Here is a 23,682-nt window from a genome sequence, read left to right on the forward strand (position 1 = left end):
CGAGCCCTCGCCAGCTCCCCTCAATACGTCACTTCCGCCAGATAGAGCCCGGCGGAGGGCGCCATCGGGCCGCAGCGTGTGCGGTCCTTCGCTTCCAGCGCGGCGCTCACATCGTCCGGGGTCCACGCCCCCTCGCCCACCTTCACCAGCGTGCCGACCAGCGAGCGCACCTGGTGGTGCAGGAAGGAGCGCGCCTGCGCGTGCACCCTTATCTCCATCCCCGGCCCCTCGATCGCCACCTCCTCCACCGCCAGCCGGTCGAGCGTCTTCACCGGCGAGGCGGCCTGGCAGCCAATGGCGCGGAAGGTGGTGAAGTCGTGCCGGCCGATGAGCCGCGCCGCGCCCTGCGCCATCGCGTCGGCGTCGAGCGGGCGCTGCACCCGCCACGCCCGGTTGCGCTCCAGCACCAGGTCCGGCCGGCGGGCGATGATGCGGTAGAGATAGCGCCGCCCGGTGGCCGAGAACCGGGCGTGGAAATCCTCGCCCGCCGGCTCGGCGGAGAGCACCGCCACCGGATGCGGGCGCAGATGCGCGTTCATCGCGTCGCGCACCGTGTCCGGCTTCCAGTCGCGGGAGAGTTCCACATGCGCCACCTGCCCGGTGGCATGCACCCCGGCATCGGTCCGCCCGGCGCCGTGCACCGTCACCTCCTCGCCGGAAAAGCGCTTCACCGCCCGCGCCAGCACGCCCTGCACGCTCTCCCCCGTGGCCTGGATCTGCCAGCCGACGAAGGGCGTGCCGTCATATTCGATGGTGAGCTTGTAGCGGGGCATGGCGGTTTCCTGCGCGCTCTGTAGCGCCGGAAGGTCGGCGCGTCACCTGTACCCCCCAATGCCACCATCACACCCTCATGCCCGGGCTTGACCCGGGCACCCAGTCTTTCGCCGCGTCCGGTAACAGCTGGGTGCCCGGGTCAAGCCCGGGGATGAGGGAGCGGGTGTCGCCCCCGCCTCTCCCCGCCCCCTTGCCCCGGCGCACCGGCAGGGGCATCGTGCGGCCCGAAACGGAGCCCGCAATGCCCGCCCATGATCCCCACCACGAGAGCGTCGAGACCGGCGACCATGTCGTCCTGATCGACGGCTCGGCCTATATCTTCCGCGCCTATCACGCTTTGCCCCCGCTCACCCGCTCCTCCGACAAGCTGCCGGTCGGCGCGGTGGCGGGCTTCTGCAACATGCTGTGGAAGCTGGTGCGGGCCAAGGACGCGCAGACCGGGTTCGAGCCCAAGCCCACCCATCTCGCGGTGGTGTTCGACAAGTCCGAGCAGACCTTCCGCAAGGACATCTATCCGCTCTACAAGGCGCAGCGCCCGGACCTGCCGGAAGACCTGCGCCCGCAATTCCCCCTCATCCGCGAGGCCACCCGCGCCTTCGACCTCGCCTGCGTCGAGCAGGCCGGCTACGAGGCCGACGACCTCATCGCCACCTATGCCGAACTCGCCAAGGCCAAGGGCGCCCGCGTCACCGTCATCTCCTCCGACAAGGACCTGATGCAGCTGGTCGATGGCCTCGTGCGCATGTACGACCCGATGAAGGACAAGGCGATCGGCGCCGAGGAGGTGTTCGAGAAGTTCGGCGTCGCCCCCGACAAGGTGGTGGACGTGCAGTCGCTGGCCGGCGATTCGGTCGACAACGTGCCCGGCGTGCCCGGCATCGGGGTGAAGACCGCCGCCCAGCTTCTGGCCGAGTATGGCGACCTCGACACGCTGCTGGCCCGCGCCGGCGAGATCAAGCAGACCAAGCGGCGCGAGAACCTGATCGAGTTCGCCGATCAGGCCCGGCTGTCGCGCCAGCTCGTCACCCTCAAGCGCGACGTGGCGCTCGACGTGCCGCTCGATGACATCGCCGTGGTGGAGCCGGAGGGCCGCCGCCTCGTCGCCTTCCTCAAGGCGATGGAGTTCACCACCCTGACCCGCCGCGTCGGCGAGGCCTATGAGATCGACATCGCCGCCGTCGAGCCCGATCCCGGCCTGAAGGCCGGCGGGGGCGAGACCGCGCTGCTCGCCGCCGGGCTCGACCCGGACACGCGCGAGACGGCGGTGCCGCTGGAGGGCGCGCCAAGCGCGGCGGAGGGCCTCACCCCGCAGGCGCTCTCCGCCGCGCGGCAGGCGCAGGCCACCTCGACCCCGGTCGACCGTTCCCGCTACGAGACGGTGACGACGCTGGCCCGGCTTGAGGAATGGATCGCCCGCGCCACCGCGCTCGGCCTCGTCGCGGTCGACACCGAGACCACCGGCCTCGACCCGATGCAGGCGGAACTGGTCGGCTTTTCCCTCGCCACCGCGCCGAACGAGGCCTGCTATGTCCCGCTCGCCCATAAGGGCGGCGATGAGGGCCTGTTCAGCGAGGGACTGCTGCCGGGCCAGATCCCCCCGCGCGAGGCGCTCGCCGCCCTGAAGCCGCTGCTGGAGGACCCGTCCGTCCTCAAGATCGGCCAGAACCTGAAATATGACTGGCTGGTGTTCAAGCGCGTCGGCATCGAGGTCGGCCCTTACGACGACACGATGCTGCTGTCCTATGTGCTCGACGCCGGCGCCTCGCCGCACGGCATGGACCCGCTCTCCATACGCTGGCTCGGCCACACCCCGATCAAGTATGAGGAGGTGTGCGGCAAGGGCAAGGGGCAGATCCGCTTCGACCGCGCCCCGCTCGACAAGGCCAGCGAATACGCCGCCGAGGACGCGGATGTGACGCTGCGGCTGTGGCGGGTGCTCAAGCCCCGGCTCGCCAGCGAGGGCAAGGCCACCGTCTACGAGACGCTGGAGCGCCCGCTGGTCGCCGTGCTCGCCCGCATGGAGGCGCGCGGCATCATGATCGACCGCCAGATGCTTTCGCGGCTGTCGGGCGAGTTCGCGCAGGGCATGGGACGGCTGGAGGCGGAAATCTCCGACATGGCGGGGGAGAGTTTCAACCCCGGCTCGCCCAAGCAGCTCGGCGACATATTGTTCGGCAAGATGGCCATTCCCGGCGGCCGCAAGACCCCGACCGGGGCGTGGTCGACAGGGGCCGACGTGCTGGAGGAACTGGCCGAGCAGGGCCATGAGCTGCCGCGCCGCATCCTCGACTGGCGCCAGTTGCAGAAGCTGAAATCCACCTATGCCGACGCGCTGCCGACCTATGTGCACCCGGATACCGGGCGCGTGCACACTTCCTTCGCGCTGGCGGCGACGACGACGGGCCGGCTCTCCTCCTCCGAGCCGAACCTGCAGAACATCCCGGTGCGCTCGGAAGAGGGCCGCAAGATCCGCAAGGCTTTCGTCGCCGCCCCCGGCCACAAGCTCATTTCGGCCGACTATTCGCAGATCGAGCTGCGCCTTCTCGCCGAGATCGCCGACACCCCCTCGCTGCGCCAGGCGTTCCAGGACGGGCTCGACATCCACGCCATGACGGCGTCGGAAATGTTCGGCGTGCCGATCGAGGGCATGCCGGGCGAGGTGCGAAGGCGCGCCAAGGCGATCAATTTCGGCATCATCTACGGCATCTCCGCCTTCGGCCTCGCCAACCAGCTCTCGATCCCGCGCGAGGAGGCGGGGGCCTATATCAAGCGCTATTTCGAGCGCTTCCCCGGCATCCGCGCCTATATGGACGAGACCCGCGCCTTCGCCCGCGAGCACGGCTATGTCGAGACCCTGTTCGGCCGGCGCTGCCACTACCCCGACATATCAGCCAAGAACCCTTCCATCCGCGCCTTCAACGAGCGCGCGGCGATCAATGCCCGGCTGCAGGGCTCGGCCGCCGACATCATCCGCCGCGCCATGGCGCGGATGGACGGCGCGCTGGAGAAGGCGGGGCTCGAAGCCCGCATGCTGCTTCAGGTGCACGACGAGCTGATCTTCGAGGTGCCCGACGACGAGGTCGACGCCACCATCCCGGTGGTGCGCGAGGTGATGGAGATCGCCCCCTTCCCGGCGGTGGCGCTGAAGGTCCCGCTCAAGGTCGACGCCCGCGCGGCCTCGAATTGGGACGAGGCGCACTGAGGGGTTCAGGAAGCCGGCACCGTTCCCCGGACAAGCCGCGCCGCGCGCGACGCCGATCCGGGGCCCCGGGGGACGTGCCGGGGCCCAGGGGACGTACCGGGGGCGACGTCATCCTGAGGTGCCCGGCCCCCGGCCGGGCCTCGAAGGATGTTGCCGGCAGCGCCCGGAAATCCATCCTCAGGCGCGCTGCGCGCGCGCCTGAGGATGACGGGGCTTTTGTGTAAACGAGCGGACGCACCGTCGACCGACGACGCGCCCCGCCCCTCAGAACTCGACGTCGAGTTCCTCCATCTCGTCCGGCTCTTCCTGCGCCGCCGCCGTCCAGTCGCGCATCGCGGGGAGGGCGAGGACAGCCTTGCAATAGGCCCGGCTGTTGGGATCGAGCGGCACGTCATAGGTGGTGAAGCGCGAGCACACCGGGGCGTACATCGCGTCCGCCATGGTCGGGTGGGGGCCGAACAGGTACGGCCCGCCATAGGTCTTCAGGCACTCGCTCCAGATGGCGACGATGCGCATGATGTCGCCCTGCGCGCCGGCCCACACCTTGAAACCGGGATGGTGGGCCTTGATGTTCATCGGCAGCGCCGAGCGCAGATTGGCGAAGCCGGAATGCATCTCGCCGCAGATCGAGCGGCAATGCGCCCGCGCTGCGCGGTTCGTGGGCAGAAGCCCGGCTTCTGGCGCCAATTCGTGCAGGTATTCGGCAATGGCCAGCGTGTCCCAGATGCGCAGCCCCTCATGGTCGAGCCGCGGCACCAGGAAGGACGAGGACTGCAGCAGCAGCTCGGCCCGGATCGAGGGATCGTCGGCCGAGACTCGCGCCTCGGCCATGTCGAGCCCGGCCAGCCGGCACAGCAGATAGCCGCGCAGCGACCAGGACGAATAGTTCTTGCTGCTGATCGTCAGCACCGCCGCCGGGCTGGCCGCTGGCGCCGGCCTCCCCGCGCCGGCCGCCGCGAGGCCCGCCCCCTTCGCCGCCGCCGCCGTCTTGGCCGGAGCTTTGGCCGGGGCCTTGGCCGGAGCCCTGGCCGGGGCCTTCCGGGAGCCGGGGGCGGGCGGGGCTTTCGGCGCGGTCGGTGCGGGCATGGCGGGCTTCCTGTGTCGGCGGGCGTCGATTGGAGGTCGCGCAGCGGGCAATCACTATTCGTGCCATCCCTGACCCGCCGATGACACCGGGCGCGATTTGCCGGGCGCCGAGCCCGCCCGCGGGAGGCCCGCGCAAGCTCCCGCCGGCATCATACCCGGCAACCTCCTTGGCAGCGCCATTGCATCCGCTCTAGGATGCATCCGGCAGGCCTCCCGGCCATCGTCGATCTGTGCGCCCCGCACCGGTCGCCGGGCGAGGAGCCGTCTACCGGAGCGCGCATGACCTCTCGCCGACCGAGCTGCTGCCGGAAGACCCTTCGCTGGAACTCCCCTTGCCGCAAGGCCCGTTGCCGGAAGATCCCCCGCCGATGATCTATGCCGCCTATCAGGCCCAGTCCGACCTGTTCGACCCGATCCGGCTGGCCGCGCGGCTGTCGCGCCAGATGCTCGGCACCATGGGCGGCCTTGGCGACAACCCGCTGCTGCGCAACCTCACCGCCGCCTGCGAGATGATCGAGCGCGCCGGCCTCAGCCATCGGCGCCCGCCCTTCGACATCGGCACCGTGAGCGTGGGCAATCGCGAGGTCGCGGTGCGCGAGGAGGTGGCGCTGTCGCTGCCCTTCGGCTCGCTGCTGCATTTCGCCAAGGATGTCGACCAGCCGCAGCCGCGCCTGCTGGTGGTCGCCCCGCTGTCCGGCCATTTCGCCACCCTGCTCTTGGACACGGTGAAGACCCTGCTGCCGGAGAACGACGTCTACGTCACCGACTGGCACAATGCCCGCGACGTGCCGCTTTCCGCCGGCGGCTTCGGCTTCGACGATTATGTCGGCCATGTCATCCGCTTCCTGGAGGAGATCGGGCCGGGCGGCCATGTGCTCGCCGTCTGCCAGCCCTGCGTGCAGGTGCTCGCCGCCGGCGCGGTGATGGCGCAGGAGAACAACCCCGCCCAGCCGCTCTCGATGACGCTGATGGCCGGGCCGGTCGACACCCGCATCAACCCGACCAAGGTCAACGAGCTCGCCACCTCGAAGCCGATCGAGTGGTTCGAGCAGAACCTCATCGCCACCGTGCCGCCGGGTTTTCCCGGCGCGGGGCGGCGGGTCTATCCCGGCTTCATCCAGGTGAGCGCCTTCATGGCGATGAATCTCGAACGCCACGTCAAGGCGCATGTCCAGCTGTTCGAGAACCTCGCCATGGGCGAGCACGAGAAGGCGCAGAGCTCCAAGACCTTCTATGACGAGTATTTCGCCGTGCTCGACCTCGCCGCCGAGTTCTATCTGGAAACCATCGCCAAGGTGTTCCAGCAGCACGATCTGCCGCGCGGGGTGCTGACCTATCGCGGCGGCAGCGTCGATTTCCGCGCCATCCGCCGCACCGCGCTGCTCACCGTGGAGGGCGAGCGCGACGACATCTGCGCGGTCGGCCAGACGGTGGCGGCGCAGGACATCTGCTCCAGCCTGCGCCCGCATCTGCGCCGCCACCACATGCAGGCCGGGGTCGGCCATTACGGCGTGTTCTCGGGCCGCCGCTGGAAGGGCCAGGTCTACCCGCTGGTGCGCAACCACATCCTCGCCGCCGACGCGTGAGGGAGCGATGCTGTCATCCCGGACGGCCGTAGGCCGGTCCGGGATCGCGCGCTGTGCCACCCGCCCCGGTCCACTCCCCGATCCCGACTCTCGCCGAGGCTCGGCCGGGATGGCACTCCGCCCCGCTCCCCCACCCCCGTCACGCCCCCGTCACCATTGACGCGGCAGGCTGCCGGGCCCCATGGTGCGGCCGCATTTGAATCCCCTCGGCACCAAAGGAGTGTCCCCGAGAATGTCAGTCTGGCCGGTCTACGGAAAAATCGACGGTCCCATCGTGATGATCGGCTTCGGCTCGATCGGTCGCGGTACCCTGCCGCTGCTGGAGCGGCATTTCGATTTCGACAAGGAACGGCTGACCGTCATCGACCCGGTGGACGACAACCGCGCCCTGCTGGACGAGCGCGGCATCCGCTTCCTGCAGCAGGCGATCACCCGGGAGAACTACCGCGAGGTGCTGACCCCCCTGCTCACCGGCGGCGGGCGCGGCTTCGTCATCAACCTCTCGGTCGACACCGGCTCGGTCGACATCATGACGCTCGCCCGCGACTGCGGCGCGCTCTACATCGACACCGTCGTCGAGCCCTGGCTCGGCTTCTATTTCGACAAGGACGCCACCGCCGCCAGCCGCTCCAACTACGCGCTGCGCGAATCCATGCTCAAGGCCAAGCGCGCCAACCCCGGCGGGCCGACCGCGGTCTCCTGCTGCGGCGCCAATCCCGGCATGGTGTCGTGGTTCGTCAAGCAGGCGCTGGTCGATATCGCCACCGATACCGGCCTCGCCTTCGAGGAACCGACCAGCCGCGAGGGCTGGGCGGCGCTGATGAGCCAGGTGGGCGTGAAGGGCATCCACATCGCCGAGCGCGACACCCAGCGCGCCCGCGACCCGCGCCCGTTCGGCACCTTCGTCAACACCTGGTCGGTCGAGGGCTTCGTCTCCGAGGGGCTGCAGCCTTCCGAACTCGGCTGGGGCACCCATGAAAAATGGATGCCGTCCAACGCCCACACCCATAATTTCGGCTCCGGCGCGGCGATCTACCTGATGCAGGCCGGCGCCGCCACCAAGGTGCGCACCTGGTGCCCGAGCCTCGGCCCGCAGCACGGCTTCCTCGTCACCCATAACGAGTCGATCTCGATCGCCGACTATTTCACCGTGCGCAACGGCGCCCAGGTCGCCTACCGCCCGACCTGCCACTACGCCTATCACCCCTGTAACGACGCGCTGGTCTCCTGGCACGAGACCTTCGGCCATGAGGGCCAGTTCTCCGGCGACTGGGCCATTCTCGACGAGCACGAGGTGGTGGACGGGCGCGACGAGCTCGGCGTGCTGCTCTTCGGCCACGCCAGGAACGCCTATTGGTACGGCTCCCAGCTCACCATCGAGGAGACCCGCCAGCTCGCGCCCTACCAGAACGCGACCGGTCTTCAGGTCACCTCCGCCGTGCTCGCGGGCATGGTGTGGGCGCTGGAGAACCCGGAGGCCGGCATCGTCGAGACCGACGAGATGGACTATCGCCGCTGCCTGGAGATCCAGAAGCCCTATCTCGGCACGGTGAAGGGCTACTACACCGACTGGACCCCGCTGGACGGCCGCCCCGGCCTGTTCCCCGAGGACATCGACACCTCGGACCCCTGGCAGTTCCGCAACATCCTGGTGCGGTGAACGGTCAGACGTCGCGAAGGCGGAAGACGAAGAAGTAAAGCAGCACCGTGTTGGTGCAGACTCCTACGATGGCAGCAACGGCATAGCTGCCCGGGTGAAAGCCCGGGCTTTGCCGTTGCGACTTGAAGGTGAGCAGCGCCACCGCTGAAAGCGAATAGATTGCGGCCGACGCAATGCGCGTAGCGGCGTCATCGCCATTGGTGAACCGGCCGGCCAGCGAGTGGATGCCGGGAATCCAGCCCAGCGTCATCAACAGGTGGTCGGCGACCAGCGCCACCAGCGAGAACGTCCACAAAAAGACGAAGAAGGTTCCCCACTGGTCAACCCGGCTGGCGCCATAGGCCGTATCACGGCAGATCACCAGACCCACGGTCTGCACCAGCATGATGGCGCCGATAACGCCAACGACAAGTCCGATATTCAGCGCCGCCACCTCGAAGAGTTCACCACGCGTGCCCACAATGCTGCGCGCGATGAAGAACAATATGCTGGAGACGATAAGGGCCGCGACGTTGTTTTCCATGCTCGCCGCCGTCTCGGGAATCTTTTCCGGAGGGATCTGCGACGAGATCAACATCTTCTTGTAGGCGGCGAAGGTATCGCTGAGGTACTTGGTGGGGCTATCCATCGCTCCACCTCACTGCGCCTCGGGGAGCCAATCGATCGTCCAGCTGGGCTCGACATGAGGCCGGCGGCCCGAGGCCTCGCGCAGGTCGAGATCATTGAGCCAGAGCCGTGACCGTGCGCCCGGCTGGCCCGCAACAACGAAATGGATGCAGGACGGCGTGCCGCCCTCGTACTGCCGCATCTGGGTTTCGATGTGGGCATAGCGCGTGTACTTCTGCAGCGCCGCGTCCACCCTGTCGTCCGGATCGAACTTGCCGTCGGCAATCGCGCGGCGCACCAGTCGCATGTCCCGAAGCACGACCTTGGCATCGATGAAGCGGTCTTCGAACAGGAACTGCTGACGATTGCCGCTGCTCACATCGTCGGTGCGCCGACAGCTGCGGCCTGGCCCTGGATAGTTGCGATGGAATCCGATCAGCACCGGCGGCTGGTCGCGCGGCGCCATGTGGAAGCGGATATAATCGGCCACGTCGACCGTGGTGCCGAAACCCGAGAAATCGCTCGAAATCGGAAGCAGCGCACGTATGAAGGGCACGATGCCGCATTCGGCAAAGCCCGGCCGAATGATCCGCACCCGAGTGGCGCGGTAATCATCCTTGGTCCGCATATTCGCGAACTTGATCGCCATCGCACCGGAGTCGGCGCTCGGAAAGAGATAGGCGAACCGCTTGCGGCCGGAGGAAAGGCGCACCTTGCGGCTGGCACGCAGCTCGCTCCAGCTTCCGCCCTCCTCGACCAGCAGCGCCGGCCGGCCGGCCAGCCTCGCCGCCACGGCCTCGGGCACCGGGCAGGCGGAAGCGGCGATCGCCTCCCCCGCCAGAAGGCACACGAATGCACTCAGAAGCCACCGCATCCCGCCGGTCATGCAACCCTCCCGCCATTATCAAAACGAGTAACACTACATTATACCTCTTTAAGTTGTACGACAAATCCTGGTTTCGCGCGGGCCGGCCGAGCTGGTTTCCCTCACCCCTCCTCCCGTCCGATGGTGAGGCAGCGCCGGCGGGCCGCCTCCAGCCCCTGCGCGATGACATCGGACAGGCCGGCCGCGCGCAGCGCCCCCAGCCCGGCGGCGGTGGTGCCGGCATAGTCCACCATCTCCTCGACGAAATCCGCCGCCGGCCGCTCGCTCGTGGCCAGCATCGCGCCGGCGGCGTGGAACAGCTGGCCCACCGCCCGGCGCGCCACCTCCGGCGCCACGCCCTGCGCCTGCGCATAGTCCTGCACGCTCGCGGCGAAGGCGGCGACGAAGCCCGGCACCGGGCCGGTGATGGCGGTGAACACGTCGATCTGGCTCTCCGCCGGCACCTCGTCGGTGGTGCCGCAGGCGGCGAACAGCGCCCGCACCGTCGCCCGGTCGGCCGCGCGGACGCCCGCCGCCGCGAACCAGGGCGAACAGGCCATGCCGATCGCCGCGGCGGGGCTGGACATCGCCCGCACCACCCGCGCCCCGCCGCTGACAGCGCCCAGTTCCTCGACCGTCACCCCCGCCATGACCGAGATCACCAGCCGCCCCGCCCCGGCCAAGCGCAGTTTCCGCCCTGCCGCCGGCGGCAGGGCGAGCAGCAGCGTGTCGCACCGCTCCGCCAGCAATCCGACATCGGCGGTCCAGTTCAGCCCAGCATGGCCGGCGAGCGCCGGCACCGGCCCGGAGCGATTGGCGACCCACATCCGCGCCGGCGCCACCGCCTCCGCCCGCAGCAGCGCCCCGGCGAGGGCGGCGCCGAGCTGGCCGCAGCCGACAAGGCCGAACGTTCCCGAGATTTTGTCCATGCCGTGTCCTCCCGCCCTGAACCTACGCCGGCGCGGGCGCGTACAACAGCCTGCGAGGCGGCGCGGGCGCGACATCGGCCCGGTTGGAAACCGCCGCCCGTCCCCCTATAAGCACGGCAGACGCTGCCGGCGGCGATCAGTTCGAGGGAGTGCCGATGAACAAGCCTGTTGCCGTGGACGCGGCCCAAGTCGCCCTCACCCCCGCCCTTCGCCCCGGCCCCGATGGCGGGCTGCCCGCCGGCCACCCCCCCGTCGCTTATGGCAGGATCGGCGTGCTCATCGTCAATCTCGGCACGCCGGACGGCACCGACTACTGGTCGATGCGGCGCTACCTCAAGGAGTTCCTCTCCGACCGCCGGGTGATCGAGGTCAACCGGGTGCTGTGGTGGTTCATCCTCAATGTCATCATCCTGTCCCGCCGGCCGCAGGCCAAGGGCCGCGACTACGCGACGATCTGGAACAAGGAGCGCGACGAGGGGCCGCTGCGCACCATCACCCGGGCGCAGTCGGAAAAGCTCGCCGCCGCGCTCGGCGTGCGCAGCGACCGGCTCGTCTTCGACTGGGCGATGCGCTACGGCAACCCCTCCGTCGCCTCCCGCATCGAGGCGCTGCAGCGCCAAGGCTGCGAGCGCCTGCTGCTGGTGCCGCTCTACCCGCAATACGCCGCCGCCACCTCCGCCACCGTGTGCGACGCCGCCTTCGACGCGCTGAAGAAGATGCGCTGGCAGCCGGTGCTGCGGGTCGCCCCGCACTGGCCGGACGAGCCGGCCTATATCGAGGCGCTGGCCAATTCCATCACCTCGGAACTGGCCAAGCTGGACTGGGAGCCGGAGCTGGTGCTCGCCTCCTTCCACGGCATCCCGAAGGAGTATTTCGACAAGGGCGACCCCTATCACTGCTACTGCTACAAGACCACGCGGCTGGTGCGCGAGCGGCTCGGCTGGCCCGAGGACAGGCTGCGCCTCACCTTCCAGTCCCGCTTCGGCCGCGCCGAATGGCTGCAGCCCTACACCGACAAGACGGTGGAGGCGCTGGCGAAATCCGGCGTCAAGCGCCTCGCCGTGCTCACCCCCGGTTTTGTGGCCGATTGCCTGGAGACGCTGGAGGAAATCGCCGGCGAAAACGCCGAGATCTTCCACCACAATGGCGGCGAGAAGTTCCACTTCATCCCCTGCCTCAACGACTCGCCCGACGGCATCAAGGTGCTGGAGGCGGTGGTGACGCGCGAGCTGAAGGGCTGGGCCGAGCTGTAGGGGGCACGCAGCCCTCCTCCCCGGGCTTGACCCGGGGACCCAGCCTCGTCGCCGACGCCATGGCTGAAATCGGGGTGCCCGGGTCAGGCCCGGGCATGAGGGGGAGGGATGGCGGCGCCGGCCGCGCGCCCTGTCACCGCGCGAAACCGAACGTGTCTTGCCGGCCCGGTGACCATGGCCGATTGAGGGCCTCGCGATCTTCCACGGAGAGCCGGCCATGTCCCGACCGCCCCGGTCCGAACCGACCCTTCCCGCCGCCGGCGACCTCCGCACCGAACGGCAGAAAATGCTGGCGGGCGAGCTCTACCATGCCGGCGACCCGGACATTCAGGCCGCCGAGCGCGCCAATTTCGCCTGGCTGGCGCGGTTCAACGCCTCGCTCGCCCTCTCGCGCGCCGAGCGCCGCGCGCTGCTGGCGGAAGGGCTCGGCACGGTGGGCGAGCGCACCGGCATCCGCCCGCCCTTCCATTGCGACTATGGCGTCAACATCCATCTCGGCACCGGGGTGTTCCTCAATTTCGACTGCGTGATCCTCGACGTGGTGGCGGTGCATATCGGCGACGGCACCGAGATCGGCCCCGGCACCCACATCTACACCGCCGACCACCCGCGCGACCCGGAGGTGCGCCGCGCCGGGCTGGAATTCGGCCGTCCGGTCACCATCGGCCGCAATGTGTGGATCGGCGGCAAGGCCATCCTGCTGCCGGGCGTCACCATCGGCGACGACGCGGTGATCGGCGCCGGCGCCGTGGTCACAAAAGACGTGCCCGCCGGGGCGACCGCGGTGGGCAACCCGGCGCGGGTGCTTGGCCCCCGCCAAACCCGCGAACCCTCGCCCTAATCGTCCTTCGCCGTGCCGGCGAAACGGTCGGTGAAGGCGAGCACGGCATAGGCGGCGAGAAACAGCACGCTCGCCGCCATCAACCAGCGCACCTGGGTCTCGCTCACATCGGTCTCCAGCCGCATCAGCGCCTTCAGGAGGGTGATGGCGGAGATCGCCATCAGCGAGGCGAACAGCTTGAGCTTCAGCCCGGAAAAGCTGATCCGCATCATCCAGGCCGGCGACTCCGGGGCGTGGCGGCGGTCGATCTGCTCGACGAAATTCTCGTAGCCGGACTGGATGATGATCACCATCAGCCCGCCCACCAGCACCAGGTCGATCAGGGTGAGCAGTTCCATGATCACCGCCGTCTCGCTCAGGCCGGGGAGCAGAATCGCGAAATGCCACAGCCGCAGCGCGAAGGCGACGACCAGCAGCAGCAGCCCGAGCGACAGGCCGAGAAACAGCGGCACCATCGCCCAGCGGCTGAGCAGCACCACGCGCACGATCTGCCGGCCGAGCCAGCGCGTCGTCTCGGGCGTCGTTGCCGGCGGGTCCCCGCGCGTCGGGTCTGCAACCATGCTCGGCGCCTCCGCGCTGCCGTCCGGGGCGCGGAAAGCGCCGGGAGAAGGCCGAACCTAGCGGAGGAAAGTGACACCATCAAACGCCCGGCGGGGCTGGCGCCCGCCCGCCGCCTTCAGGACGCGACGCGGATTGGACCCCCCGCCCCCTCGCGCCAGTCGCGCGGCAGGTGGAAGGTCGCGATCAGCCCGGCCTCGCCGGCGCGGGTGAGGGTGAGGGCGCGGCTGCCGGGCACGCGCGTCAGCCAGCCCAGCACCAGCAGCCGCTCCAGCAGGCCGGCGCCGAGCCGGCCGGAGAGATGCGGACGCCGCTCGCTCCAGTCGAGGCAGGTGCGGCACAGCGGGCGGCGGGAGCCTTGGCCTGAACCTTGGCCCGGCCCATCGAGATCGAGGCCGAAGGCGGCCAGAAATTCCCGCCCCTGCGGCGTCGGCTCGGCCGCCTCGCCCTCATTGGAGAGGCGCACATGCCCCTGCGCCTCCAGCGCGCCCAGCAGCGCCACCGCCAGCCGGCCGGCGAGGTGGTCGTAGCAACTGCGGGCGAGGCGCAGCGCGCCGTCGCGCGGGCCGGGCGGGCGGTGGCGCGGCGGGCCCGCGGTGGCGGCCACCATCAGCGCGTGCAGCACCTCGGCGATCTCCGGCGAGGCCAGCCGGTAATAGCGGTGGCGCCCCTGCGCCCGTGCCGCCACCACGCCGGCCGCCGCCAGCTTCGCCAGATGCCCGCTGGTGGTGGGCGCGCTCACCCCGGCATGGCGCGCCAGCTCACCGGGGGTCAGCGCCTGCCCGCCCATCAGCGCCAGCAGCATGTTGGCGCGCGCGGGGTCGCCCAGCAGCGCGGCGATCTCGGCGATGCGGGCGCCGGAGGCGAAGGCCGGGGCGGCATCAAGGGGGAGGGGGGCGTTCATGCCGCTCATTCTAGCCCCCGGCCGGCCACGCGTCAGCCGATGAGGCTTCGGCCACGGCCGAAACATCCACGCCCCCGCCGGCGCTAGACAGGGGCCCCGCCCCCACGCCGGACATCCAATGGAAAAGCCCCGCCTCGCGGTCGAACTCGCCCTTCTGCTGCTGTTGTCGACCCTGTGGGGCGCCTCCTACAGCTTCATCAAGATCGGGGTAGAAACCATTCCCCCGCTCAGCTTCATCGCCGCCCGCACGGCGCTGGCCGGCGCGGTGCTCTACGCCGTGCTGCGCGGGCGCGGGCTGCGCCTGCCGGCGGGCCGGGCGATGTGGCGGGCCTTCCTCATCCAGGCCTGCCTCAACAGCGCGGTGCCGTTCACCCTCATCGCCTGGGCGGAGACGCGGCTCGGCGCCGGGCTGGCGGTCATCCTCAACGCCACCACGCCGATCTTCGCCTTCGCGATGGCGGCGCTCAGCGGGCGGCATCCCTCCGGCGGGGCGCTGCGGCTGGTGGGCGTCGCCTGCGGGCTGCTCGGCACCGGCCTCGTGGTGGGGACGGAGGCGCTCAATGCGGAGGCATTCGCGACGCCGGGGGCGCTGCTGGCGCCGCTCGCCATCCTCCTCGCCACCGCCTGCTATGCCGGCGCGGCGCTGTTCGGCACGCGCTTTGCCGGGCTCGATCCCGTGCTGCCGGCCTGCGGCTCGCTGCTGTGCGGCACGGTGCTGCTGGCGCCGCTGGCGCTGGTGGTCGACCGGCCATGGCAGCTCGCCCCCTCGCCCGCCTCGCTGGCGGCGCTGCTGGCGCTGGCGCTCGCCTCAACGGCGGCGGCCTTCGTGCTGTATTTCCGCCTGCTGCGCACGCTCGGCCCGGTGGGCGCCACGGCGCAGGCCTATCTCAGGGTGCCGATCGGCGTCGGCATCAGCGTCGCCTTCCTCGGCGAGGCGCTGGCGCCCACCGTCTGGCTCGGGTTGATCGCGGTGGTCATCGGCGTGGCGGCGATGACGCTGCCGAGGGTATGGCCTGTCCGGCGGCGGTGAGCGCGCAAAACAAAACGGCCGGCGTGTCGCCACGCCGGCCATCTTTCAGCTTTGTCGATCCGCGCTCAGGCGGGCCGGATCAGGCGGATCAATCCGTCTTCTCCAGAGAGGCGGCGCACGCCGCCTTCTCCAGAGAGGCCGATCAATCCGCCTTCTCGGCCTGCTTCTTCAGCGCGGCGCCGAGGATGTCGCCGAGCGAGGCACCGGAATCCTGCGAGCCGAACTGGGCCACGGCTTCCTTCTCCTCGGCGATTTCCAGCGCCTTGATCGAGACCTGCACCTTGCGCGCCTTGCGGTCGAACAGGGTGACGCGGGCGTCGAACTTCTCGCCGACGGCGAAGCGGTCCGGACGCTGGTCGCCGCGGTCGCGGGCCAGTTCCGAGCGCTTCACGAAGGCGGTCATGTCGGAGCCGATGATCTTCACATCGACGCCGCCATCCTTCACGTCGATCACCTCGCAGGTGACGATGGCGCCCTTGCGCAGTTCGCCGGCGTCCTGGAAGGGGTCGCCGCCGAGCTGCTTCACGCCGAGCGAGATGCGCTCCTTCTCGACATCCACGTCGAGAACGACCGCCTTGATCATGTCGCCCTTCTTGAACTCCTCGATCATCTGCTCGCCGGGACGGTTCCAGTCGAGATCCGACAGGTGGACCATGCCGTCGACGTCGCCGTCGAGGCCCAGGAACAGGCCGAACTCGGTCTTGTTCTTGACCTCGCCCTCGACCGCGGAACCGGCCGGGTACTTCTCGGCGAAGGCTTCCCAGGGGTTCTGCAGGGTCTGCTTGAGGCCGAGCGAGATGCGGCGCTTGACCGGGTCGACCTCGAGGATCGCCACTTCCACTTCCTGCGAGGTGGCGACGATCTTGCCGGGGTGGACGTTCTTCTTGGTCCAGCTCATCTCGGAGACGTGGATCAGCCCCTCGATGCCCGGCTCCAGCTCGACGAACGCGCCGTAGTCGGTGATGTTGGTGACGCGACCCTTGAAGCGGGCCTGCACCGGGTACTTGGCCTCGATGCCCTCCCACGGATCGCCGAGCAGCTGCTTCATGCCGAGCGAGATGCGGTGGGTCTCGTGGTTGATCTTGATGATCTTCACCTTGACCGTCTGGCCGATGGAGAGCACCTCGGTCGGGTGGTTCACGCGGCGCCAGGCGATGTCGGTGACGTGCAGCAGGCCGTCAATGCCGCCCAGATCCACGAACGCACCGTAATCGGTGATGTTCTTGACCACGCCGTCGATGACCTGGCCCTCTTCGAGGTTCTGCACCAGCTCGTGGCGCTGCTCGGCGCGGGTCTCTTCCAGCACGGTGCGGCGCGACACCACGATGTTGCCGCGGCGGCGATCCATCTTGAGGATCTGGAACGGCTGCGGGTTGTGCATCAGCGGGCCGACGTCGCGGATCGGGCGGATGTCGACCTGCGAGCGCGGCAGGAACGCCACGGCGCCGTCGAGGTCGACGGTGAAGCCGCCCTTGACCTGGTTGAAGATCACGCCGGTGACCTTCTCGGTGGCGTTGAACGCCTTCTCCAGCCGGACCCAGCTCTCTTCGCGGCGGGCCTTGTCGCGCGAGAGCACGGCTTCGCCCAGCGCGTTCTCGACGCGCTCGAGATAGACCTCGACCTCGTCGCCGACCTTGATTTCCTGATCGCGGCCGGGGCCGGCGAATTCCTTGAGCGCCACGCGGCCTTCGGTCTTCAGGCCGATGTCGATGATCGCGAGATCCTTCTCGATCGCGACGACGATGCCCTTGACGACGGAACCTTCGGCGAGTTCGGACTCGCCGAAGCTCTCTTCCAGCATGGCGGCGAAATCGTCACGCGCGGCGGCAAGCGTTTGAGTAGCGGACATATAAGCTCCTTGCCAGGATCTGCGCCGGATGGGGTTGAATGAGCCTCGTTCTCCACGGGCGCCGGGACTGGCGGGCCCGGCGCTGTCCGCCCGATGAGCGGACCCGGCGCGCTGGCCGTGGCAAACAAGGCTTTGAAAGCTTTTTACGCGAGGCGCCCCGGAAGTGCGGCCCGCCTCAAGGGGAGCCGTCACGCACGGAAACGCCGAACTGTCCGGGGCACGCCGCGAGGCAGGATCGGAGGACAGGCCTCCAAGCACGGAGAGCGCGCATCCCGCGCCCCCGGCCCTCCCGATGGACCGCCTCGATAAGATGGTGGCCCGGACAAGCGCGTGCAATAGCGCAAGGGGAGGGGAAGGGCAAGGGTGGGGAGGGCATTGGCTTGAGCAGTTCGGCGGGCGGCGGCGTGCCGCCCGCCGATTTACTCATACTGCCAACTTGGCACGATGCTTAATCAGCGCCTTCTCAAACTCTCCCACGGCAAACTCGTGGCTAGCCTGATTTTTAGCGAGCTTTTGGGGATCGAAACGAGCCATATCAAGGACCAGACGATACGCGCCAGCAATGTCTCTGAAATACTCGTCAAGAAAATCAAAGGGATCCGTGGCCCATATCACTCGCCCACCCTCTGCTTTCATTAGCCCCTTCAAGCCATACACAAGTGGCATTATCAATCCATCTGGGTAGCGATAACCTACCCGGATGCTCGTGAATGGGGTGACGGGCTGGGCCGCAACATAGGCATTCTTATCTTTTGCTGACTCACGCTTGAGAGGATCATATATCTTAACAATAGAGTTCGATCCGAAGCGATACCCATTTGAATTATATGCCTCAGGAAAATCAGCGTATATTTTATCATAGAGCCGCGGGAGATCGGCCAATATATCGAAACAGCTAGCGACAGTTTCATTAATCGATTCGTGCGTTGGGCCATCGTTTGGCAACGAAACTTCATCGTTTAACATCAATTTGTCAAATTGCTTAGAACATTCACCTTTATTTCTGTAAATATTTTGAGGAGTAACCGATATATCTATCGGTAAAAGCCCCTCTTCATTGGCCTTATTGAGAGGTATCCAGCAAAGCGCAAGTAGATCGCGAACTTTTATCGGTTTTGATTCGCTACTTTCCCACTCATTACTCTTCCACTCGACGCGCTTTGCGATCTCCGAAGGGAGGCGCACGCGAATTTCGTCATAAAATCCGAGCTTATTGGATTTTGTTTCCTGTGTAAGTTGTGCGTTATTGTTTCGCGCTGCACAAATGTCGAGAACAGACATTTCGAACTGCTGTACGGAACGATCGTCCTCAGCATCGGACGGGACCAGAAGCTCAAGGGGCACGAGAAAATCAAACCGCTCCCGTACTTTCTCGAGGTCAGAGCGGCGCGCCTCCCACAGGTCTTTCATATCATCCCACAGCGTAACACGCGACAGCTCACGTGTTTCTGCCACTGTAGAAAGCATAAAAATTCCGATGGCAAGCATGTTATGTCCACCGTCTAGAACACCCTCAGATTCTGGATCGCCAAAATTCAATTCAAATCGGTTTCTCTGAAGTGACTCATAATTGGATGTGCCCAGTAGAATGCCCTTGGACTTAAATGGAAACAGCTCTGGTGTTTGCTCCAATGACTCGATAATCGCTCGCGTTACTGGCCCAGTCTTCGCGGCTCGCGGATTAGCCTCGAGAGTCAAGTGATCGAAAAGGGGATAGAGGTCGCGACCACGAATAAAACCAGTGTATCGCTTGATACCAGCAATAGAATTTTCAGAAGCTATGTTACTCAGCCTCTCCTCGTCGCGCGAGTTCGGCTGCTCAGCGACCACCGCGAAGCGGATTATGATTTTTGGGGTACCCATTATTCCAGTCCTTCTTTTACGAAGAGACTGGCCTCGGCTGTTATATGCAACAACGTGCATAAGCCCTCTGGTCAGAGACTGACCTGATTCCACCGCTCTCCAGCGATATTACAACCGAAACCATCTCAGGTTTCATTTTCAGCCTCCATCCGGAAGCGTAGAAAGGGTGCCCAAGTAAGCAGATGAAGTCAACGCCAAAATTTGAAATCACATAACTTGCCGAGCCCGACCCACTTGGAATAAACGGCATGGGAGCGTGTTCGGGATCTTCATGAATTCATCTCAGGGATATTAGGCAAGCCCCCTCACCTTCTCCCCGCCCGGATCACCACCGCCACCCCCAGCAGGATGATCCCGGTGCAGACCCCGGCGGCGATGACGGCGGCGGGGGTCATGCGGGCGCCGGCGGAAAGGCGCAGCGGGCCGAGGCGGACCTCATAGGCCGCCTTCATCTCTTCCGGGTGGGTGGTCGGGGCGGCCAGCCAGTCGAAGGCGGAAGCCGCAGCGGGTCCCGTGGCGGCAGCCGGAACGCCGGCTGCGGCCATGTCCGCAGCTTGATCGGCAGCTTGAGGTGGCAGCAGCGCCGGCAGTGCCTTCCGCAGCGGTTCCTGCAGCCGGGCCGGCTCATCGGGAGTGGGGGCCATGGTGTCCTCCGCGCGCAGGTTCCGAGGGAGCCCGACGCGGGATTATGGCGCGGAAATCGCCTCAGGCGAAGCCCGCCGCGCCAGCCACACATCCATCACCCAGCCGCGCGCCGCCTTCACCTGCGCCCGCGCCGCCAGGGCCGCCGCCCCCACCTCGCAAAGCCTTCCCGCGACAAGGATTTCCGCCTCGGTGCCGAGATTGGCGCCCCACCAGAGCGTGCCCTCGAACCCGCGCGCCAGCAGCGCCTCCAGCCCCGAACCGTCGTCGAGCAGCACGGCGAAGGCGGGGGCGTCGGGCGTCGCCTGCGCCACATGGCGCCCGGTGGTGAGCCGCACCTCCTCGCCGATGCCGTTGAGCGGCACGGCATGCGCCGCGCACAGCGCCTGCAGCGCGGTAACCCCCGGAAAAACCTCGACAATGAAGTCCGCGCCGGCCCGTGCCGCCGCCAGCACCCGCAGCGTCGAATCGTAGAGCATCGGGTCGCCCCAGACCAGCATCGCCCCGGTCTCGTCCTCCCCCAGCTCGCGCGCGATCAGCCCGGCGAGCAGCGCCGCCCGGGCGCCGTGCCAGTCCACCACCGCGCCCTCATAAGCCTTTCGCGCGCCCGCCAGCGGGGCGGGGCGGCGCGGCGGGCTGGGCGCCCGCACCACCCGGTGGCCGGGCCGGCCGAAGCGGGCGATCAGCGCCTGCCGGGCGCTCACCAGCTCGCCGGCGGCCTCCGATTTGTCGAGCAGGAAGAACGTGTTGGCGCGGCCCAGCGCATCCGCCGCGCGGGCGGTCAGCCCCTCCGGCTCGCCCATGCCGATGCCGATGACGAGCAGCCGGCGCATGGCGGCTCAGCCCTCCGGCGGGGCGAGCCCGCGCTCGGCGAACACCTTCTTGGCGATCATCAGCGCGTCCAGCGCGGCGGGGAAGCCGGCATAGAGCGCCATCTGCATGATCACCTCCACCACCTCCTCGCGGGTGGCCCCCACATTCAGCGCCGAGCCGATATGCACGTGCAGCTCGCGCGCGGCATGGCCCAGGCACACCAGCCCGGCAACGGTGGCGAGCATGCGCGTGCGCAGCTCCAGCCCGGGGCGAGAATACACGTCGCCGTATCCGAACTCGAAAATATAGCGAGCGAAATCGGGCGCCACCTCGCCCAGCGCCGCCATCACCTCCGCCCCCGAGCGGCCGGTGATCTCGGCAAGCCGGGCCTGGCCGCGCCTCAGGCGCTCGTCCGGTTCGGCCTGATCGGTCCGACCGGTCTGATCGGCCGCCTGATCGGTCTCACGCTCCACGCTCATGAAGGCCCTCCGGGGCGGCGCCGGCGCTCGACCAGGGCGAGCGCTGCCTGCCAGCTCTGTTCGACGTCAAGGCCGGTATTGTCAAGGATTTCAGCGTCGGCGGCACGGGCCAGCGGCGCACTGGCGCGGCCGCTATCCCTTTCATCGCGCTTGAGAATATCGGCGAGAACGGCTTCCAGCGCCACCTCTTCGCCGCGCCCCAGCAGCTCATGATGGCGCCGCGCCGCGCGCGCTTCCGGCGTGGCGGTGACGAACAGCTTCACCTCGGCGTCGGGAGCGATGACGGTGCCGATATCGCGCCCGTCAAGCACCGCTCCACCCGGCTGACGGGCGAAATCCTGCTGCAATGTCAACAGCTTGGCGCGCACCTGCGGCACTGCCGCGACGCGCGAGGCGGCCTCGCCGATGGCGCCGGATTTCAGTGCCTCGGGGTCGAGCGCGGCGGGATCGAGCACGCCGGCCAGCGCCGCCAGCGCGGCGGGATCTTCGAAATTGACGTGATGCGCCAAGGCCTTGGCTCCTACCGCCCGGTACAGCAGCCCGGTGTCGAGATGCGGCAGGCGGTAATGCGCGGCGAGGCGGCGGGCGATGGTGCCCTTGCCCGAGGCGGCCGGCCCGTCAATGGCGATGATCATGCCGCCCCGGCCTCGCTCTCGATGACGGCGCCGAGCCCCCGCATCTGCGCCAGGAAGGTGGGGAAGGAGGTGGCGATGAAGGAAATGTCGTCCACCTTCAAGGGCTTGTCGGTGGCGAGCCCCATCACCAGGAAGCTCATGGCGATGCGGTGATCCATGTGGGTGGCGACCGTGCCGCCGCCCGGCGCCGCGCCGGTGCCCTCGACGATCAGGTCGTCGCCCTCGATGCGAAAGGCGACACCGGCCTGGGTGAGCCCGTCCGCCACCGCGGCGAGGCGGTCGGATTCCTTGACGCGAAGCTCCGCGAGCCCGTTCATCCGCGTCTCGCCGGTGGCGAAAGCCGCCGCCACCGCCAGTACCGGATACTCATCGATCATCGACGGCGCCCGCTCCGCCGGCACGTTCACGCCTTTCAGCGTGGAGGCGTGCACGCGGATGTCGGCGACGCTCTCGCCGCCCTCCACGCGCTCGTTCTCGAACGCGATGTCAGCGCCCATCTCCTTGAGCGTGATCAACAATCCGGTGCGCAGCGGATTGGTCATCATCCCCTCGATCACCACTTCCGAGCCCGCGACGATCAGCGCCGCCACCAGTGGAAAGGCGGCGGAGGAGGGGTCGGCGGGAACGCGGATCGGCGCCGGCTTCAGCTCCGGGCGGCCCTTCAGCGTCACCTTGCGGCCATGTTCGCCATAGGCCTCCACCGTCACCTCGGCGCCGAAATGGGTCAGCATGCGCTCGGTGTGGTCGCGGCTCGCCTCCTTCTCGATCACCGTCGTCTCGCCCGGCGCGCCAAGGCCCGCGAGCAGCACGGCGGACTTGATCTGGGCCGAGGCGACCGGGCTCTCATAGGTGATCGGCACCAGTTGCTGCGGGCCCCTGAGGGTGAGCGGCAGGCGCCCGCCTTCGGCCGCCTGCAGCACCTCGACGCCCATCTTCTCCAGCGGATCGAGGATGCGGCGCATCGGCCGGCGGCGCAGGCTGGCATCTCCGTCGAAGGTGGCGGTGATCGGGTTGCCGGCCACCATGCCCATCATCAGCCGCGAGCCGGTGCCGGCATTGCCGAAGTCGAGCACGCCTTCGGGGGCGCGCAGGCCGCCGACGCCGACGCCGTGCACGCGCCATTCGCCCTCGCCCACCCGCTCCACCTGCGCGCCGAGCGCGGCGCAGGCCTTGGCGGTGTTCAGCACGTCCTCGCCCTCCAGCAGGCCGGAGATGCGGGTCTCGCCGATGGTGAGCGCGCCGAAGATCAGCGCGCGGTGCGAGACCGACTTGTCGCCGGGCACGCGCACCCGGCCCTTCAGCGCCGGCGAGCGGCCGGCGAGGGCGGGAACGGGGGAAACGGCGTGGCCGGTGCTGCTCATAACTCAAGCCTCGTCTTGCGCTACATCGGGATCCGCCCGGCGGAGGCGGTAACGCGGGACGCCGTCTCCGGCGCCGCAATGGGCGCCCCTCCTAGCACGCGGGTTCACTTGCCGCCACGGCCCTTGCAGATGCGGCTTGACTCCGCCCCGCGAGCGGTTCAATGGGAGCACCCTTTCCATCACCACCCGAGGTCCGAAACCGTGGTGAAACCTGAATTAGGCACCAAGCGCGTCTGCCCGGTCACCGGGCGGAAGTTCTACGACCTGAACAAGGATCCGGTGATCTCGCCCTATACCGGCCAGATCGTGCCGATCACGCTGCCGGTGACGCGCGGTCGCGCGGAAGCGCCGCGCGCGGCCGTCGTGGAGCCCGACGCCGAAGTCGAAGAGACAGCCGAGGTCGAACTGGTCTCGCTGGAGGACGCCGACGAGGAAGCCGCCGGCACCACCAAGGCGGCGGTTGTCGACGACGAACTTGAGATCGACGAGGACGAGGTCGCCAGCGACGATGACGATACCTTCCTCGAAGAGGACGAGGACGGCGACGATGACGTTTCCGACCTGATCGGCGACGGCATCGAGGACGACGAGGAAAGCTGAATCGAGAAAGCACTGGGGACGGCCTGCCGGATTTGAAATCGAGGCTTGCAGTCCACTCCGCCATGTGCTTTACGACCGTTCCGCCCCGGATCGCTCCGGGTCGGAAAGTCCGGATGAGAACCCAAGGTGCGGCGCCACGGCGCTTC

Annotated in this window: 21 protein-coding genes; 7 read left to right on the forward strand and 14 right to left on the reverse strand. The window is 68.1% G+C overall.

Features of this window, described 5'->3' with window-relative positions; translation table 11 throughout:
* Positions 1–20: 20 nt before the first annotated feature.
* Positions 21–773 (reverse strand): tRNA pseudouridine(38-40) synthase TruA, encoded by a 753-nt coding sequence (truA, locus tag KHC23_RS14470; protein WP_213373372.1) that lies wholly within the window; start codon positions 771–773, stop codon positions 21–23.
* A gap of 242 nt (positions 774–1,015) precedes the next feature.
* Between truA and polA the strand changes: the two genes are divergently transcribed.
* The gene (polA, locus tag KHC23_RS14475) at positions 1,016–3,976 is read left to right on the forward strand and encodes a DNA polymerase I (protein ID WP_213373373.1); all 2,961 of its coding nucleotides are present in this window, start codon (positions 1,016–1,018) and stop codon (positions 3,974–3,976) included.
* A gap of 264 nt (positions 3,977–4,240) precedes the next feature.
* Here polA and KHC23_RS14480 read toward each other — a convergent pair whose 3' ends face one another.
* On the reverse strand, positions 4,241–5,062 hold the full coding sequence (locus tag KHC23_RS14480) for a glutathione S-transferase (protein ID WP_213373374.1): 822 nt from the start codon (positions 5,060–5,062) through the stop codon (positions 4,241–4,243).
* Positions 5,063–5,430: 368 nt separating this feature from the next.
* Here KHC23_RS14480 and KHC23_RS14485 point away from each other — a divergent pair, with 368 nt between their 5' ends.
* Both KHC23_RS14485 and KHC23_RS14490 read left to right on the forward strand, forming a co-directional pair.
* Complete coding sequence (locus KHC23_RS14485) at positions 5,431–6,648, forward strand: polyhydroxyalkanoate depolymerase (RefSeq protein ID WP_213373518.1); 1,218 nt, start codon at positions 5,431–5,433, stop codon at positions 6,646–6,648.
* A gap of 232 nt (positions 6,649–6,880) precedes the next feature.
* Positions 6,881–8,308 (forward strand): homospermidine synthase, encoded by a 1,428-nt coding sequence (locus KHC23_RS14490; protein WP_213373375.1) that lies wholly within the window; start codon positions 6,881–6,883, stop codon positions 8,306–8,308.
* A gap of 4 nt (positions 8,309–8,312) precedes the next feature.
* On the opposite strand, the gene KHC23_RS14495 is transcribed toward KHC23_RS14490, so the two are convergent.
* The 3 genes from KHC23_RS14495 to KHC23_RS14505 form a co-directional block, all read right to left on the reverse strand.
* Positions 8,313–8,936, reverse strand: a complete 624-nt coding sequence (locus KHC23_RS14495) for a hypothetical protein (RefSeq protein WP_213373376.1) — start codon at positions 8,934–8,936, stop codon at positions 8,313–8,315.
* Positions 8,937–8,945: 9 nt separating this feature from the next.
* Positions 8,946–9,800: a hypothetical protein gene (locus tag KHC23_RS14500; RefSeq protein WP_213373377.1), complete on the reverse strand. Its 855-nt coding sequence runs from the start codon at positions 9,798–9,800 to the stop codon at positions 8,946–8,948.
* 101 nt (positions 9,801–9,901) lie between these two features.
* On the reverse strand, positions 9,902–10,708 hold the full coding sequence (locus KHC23_RS14505; protein WP_213373378.1) for a pyrroline-5-carboxylate reductase family protein: 807 nt from the start codon (positions 10,706–10,708) through the stop codon (positions 9,902–9,904).
* Positions 10,709–10,863: 155 nt separating this feature from the next.
* Between KHC23_RS14505 and hemH the strand changes: the two genes are divergently transcribed.
* The gene (gene hemH, locus KHC23_RS14510) at positions 10,864–11,961 is read left to right on the forward strand and encodes a ferrochelatase (protein ID WP_213373379.1); all 1,098 of its coding nucleotides are present in this window, start codon (positions 10,864–10,866) and stop codon (positions 11,959–11,961) included.
* Between the two features lie 217 nt (positions 11,962–12,178).
* Complete coding sequence (locus KHC23_RS14515) at positions 12,179–12,802, forward strand: sugar O-acetyltransferase (RefSeq protein WP_213373380.1); 624 nt, start codon at positions 12,179–12,181, stop codon at positions 12,800–12,802.
* Here KHC23_RS14515 and KHC23_RS14520 read toward each other — a convergent pair.
* Both KHC23_RS14520 and KHC23_RS14525 read right to left on the reverse strand, forming a co-directional pair.
* Entirely contained in the window at positions 12,799–13,362 is a 564-nt protein-coding gene (locus tag KHC23_RS14520; RefSeq protein ID WP_213373381.1) for a YqhA family protein, read from the reverse strand. The genes KHC23_RS14515 and KHC23_RS14520 overlap by 4 nt on opposite strands.
* Positions 13,363–13,478: 116 nt before the next feature.
* A complete protein-coding gene (locus KHC23_RS14525; RefSeq protein ID WP_213373382.1) occupies positions 13,479–14,264 on the reverse strand; it encodes an ArsR/SmtB family transcription factor in 786 nt (261 codons plus the stop codon).
* Between the two features lie 118 nt (positions 14,265–14,382).
* On the opposite strand from KHC23_RS14525, the gene KHC23_RS14530 reads away from it, so the two are divergent.
* Complete coding sequence (locus KHC23_RS14530; RefSeq protein WP_213373383.1) at positions 14,383–15,294, forward strand: DMT family transporter; 912 nt, start codon at positions 14,383–14,385, stop codon at positions 15,292–15,294.
* Between the two features lie 142 nt (positions 15,295–15,436).
* Here the strand turns inward: KHC23_RS14530 and rpsA are convergent, their stop codons facing one another.
* From rpsA to aroA, 7 genes are all read right to left on the reverse strand, one after another.
* Entirely contained in the window at positions 15,437–17,143 is a 1,707-nt protein-coding gene (gene rpsA / locus KHC23_RS14535) for a 30S ribosomal protein S1 (RefSeq protein ID WP_213373384.1), read from the reverse strand.
* A 423-nt stretch (positions 17,144–17,566) separates the two neighbouring features.
* Positions 17,567–19,006 carry a hypothetical protein gene (locus tag KHC23_RS14540; RefSeq protein WP_246544625.1) on the reverse strand — a complete coding sequence of 480 codons (1,440 nt, stop codon included), beginning with the start codon at positions 19,004–19,006 and terminating at the stop codon, positions 17,567–17,569.
* A gap of 305 nt (positions 19,007–19,311) precedes the next feature.
* Complete coding sequence (locus KHC23_RS24415; RefSeq protein ID WP_246544626.1) at positions 19,312–19,650, reverse strand: hypothetical protein; 339 nt, start codon at positions 19,648–19,650, stop codon at positions 19,312–19,314.
* 42 nt (positions 19,651–19,692) lie between these two features.
* The gene (cobF, locus tag KHC23_RS14550) at positions 19,693–20,481 is read right to left on the reverse strand and encodes a precorrin-6A synthase (deacetylating) (RefSeq protein WP_213373385.1); all 789 of its coding nucleotides are present in this window, start codon (positions 20,479–20,481) and stop codon (positions 19,693–19,695) included.
* A gap of 6 nt (positions 20,482–20,487) precedes the next feature.
* Complete coding sequence (locus tag KHC23_RS14555) at positions 20,488–20,940, reverse strand: carboxymuconolactone decarboxylase family protein (protein WP_246544627.1); 453 nt, start codon at positions 20,938–20,940, stop codon at positions 20,488–20,490.
* Positions 20,937–21,575 (reverse strand): (d)CMP kinase, encoded by a 639-nt coding sequence (gene cmk, locus KHC23_RS14560; RefSeq protein WP_213373386.1) that lies wholly within the window; start codon positions 21,573–21,575, stop codon positions 20,937–20,939. Before cmk ends, KHC23_RS14555 begins: the two co-directional genes overlap by 4 nt.
* Positions 21,572–22,936 (reverse strand): 3-phosphoshikimate 1-carboxyvinyltransferase, encoded by a 1,365-nt coding sequence (aroA, locus tag KHC23_RS14565; RefSeq protein ID WP_213373387.1) that lies wholly within the window; start codon positions 22,934–22,936, stop codon positions 21,572–21,574. Before aroA ends, cmk begins: the two co-directional genes overlap by 4 nt.
* Before the next feature lie 201 nt (positions 22,937–23,137).
* Here aroA and KHC23_RS14570 point away from each other — a divergent pair, with 201 nt between their 5' ends.
* Entirely contained in the window at positions 23,138–23,536 is a 399-nt protein-coding gene (locus KHC23_RS14570; RefSeq protein ID WP_213373388.1) for a TIGR02300 family protein, read from the forward strand.
* Positions 23,537–23,682: the final 146 nt, after the last annotated feature.

Source organism: Ancylobacter dichloromethanicus, assembly GCF_018390645.1.
Classification (GTDB): Bacteria; Pseudomonadota; Alphaproteobacteria; order Rhizobiales; family Xanthobacteraceae; genus Ancylobacter; species Ancylobacter dichloromethanicus.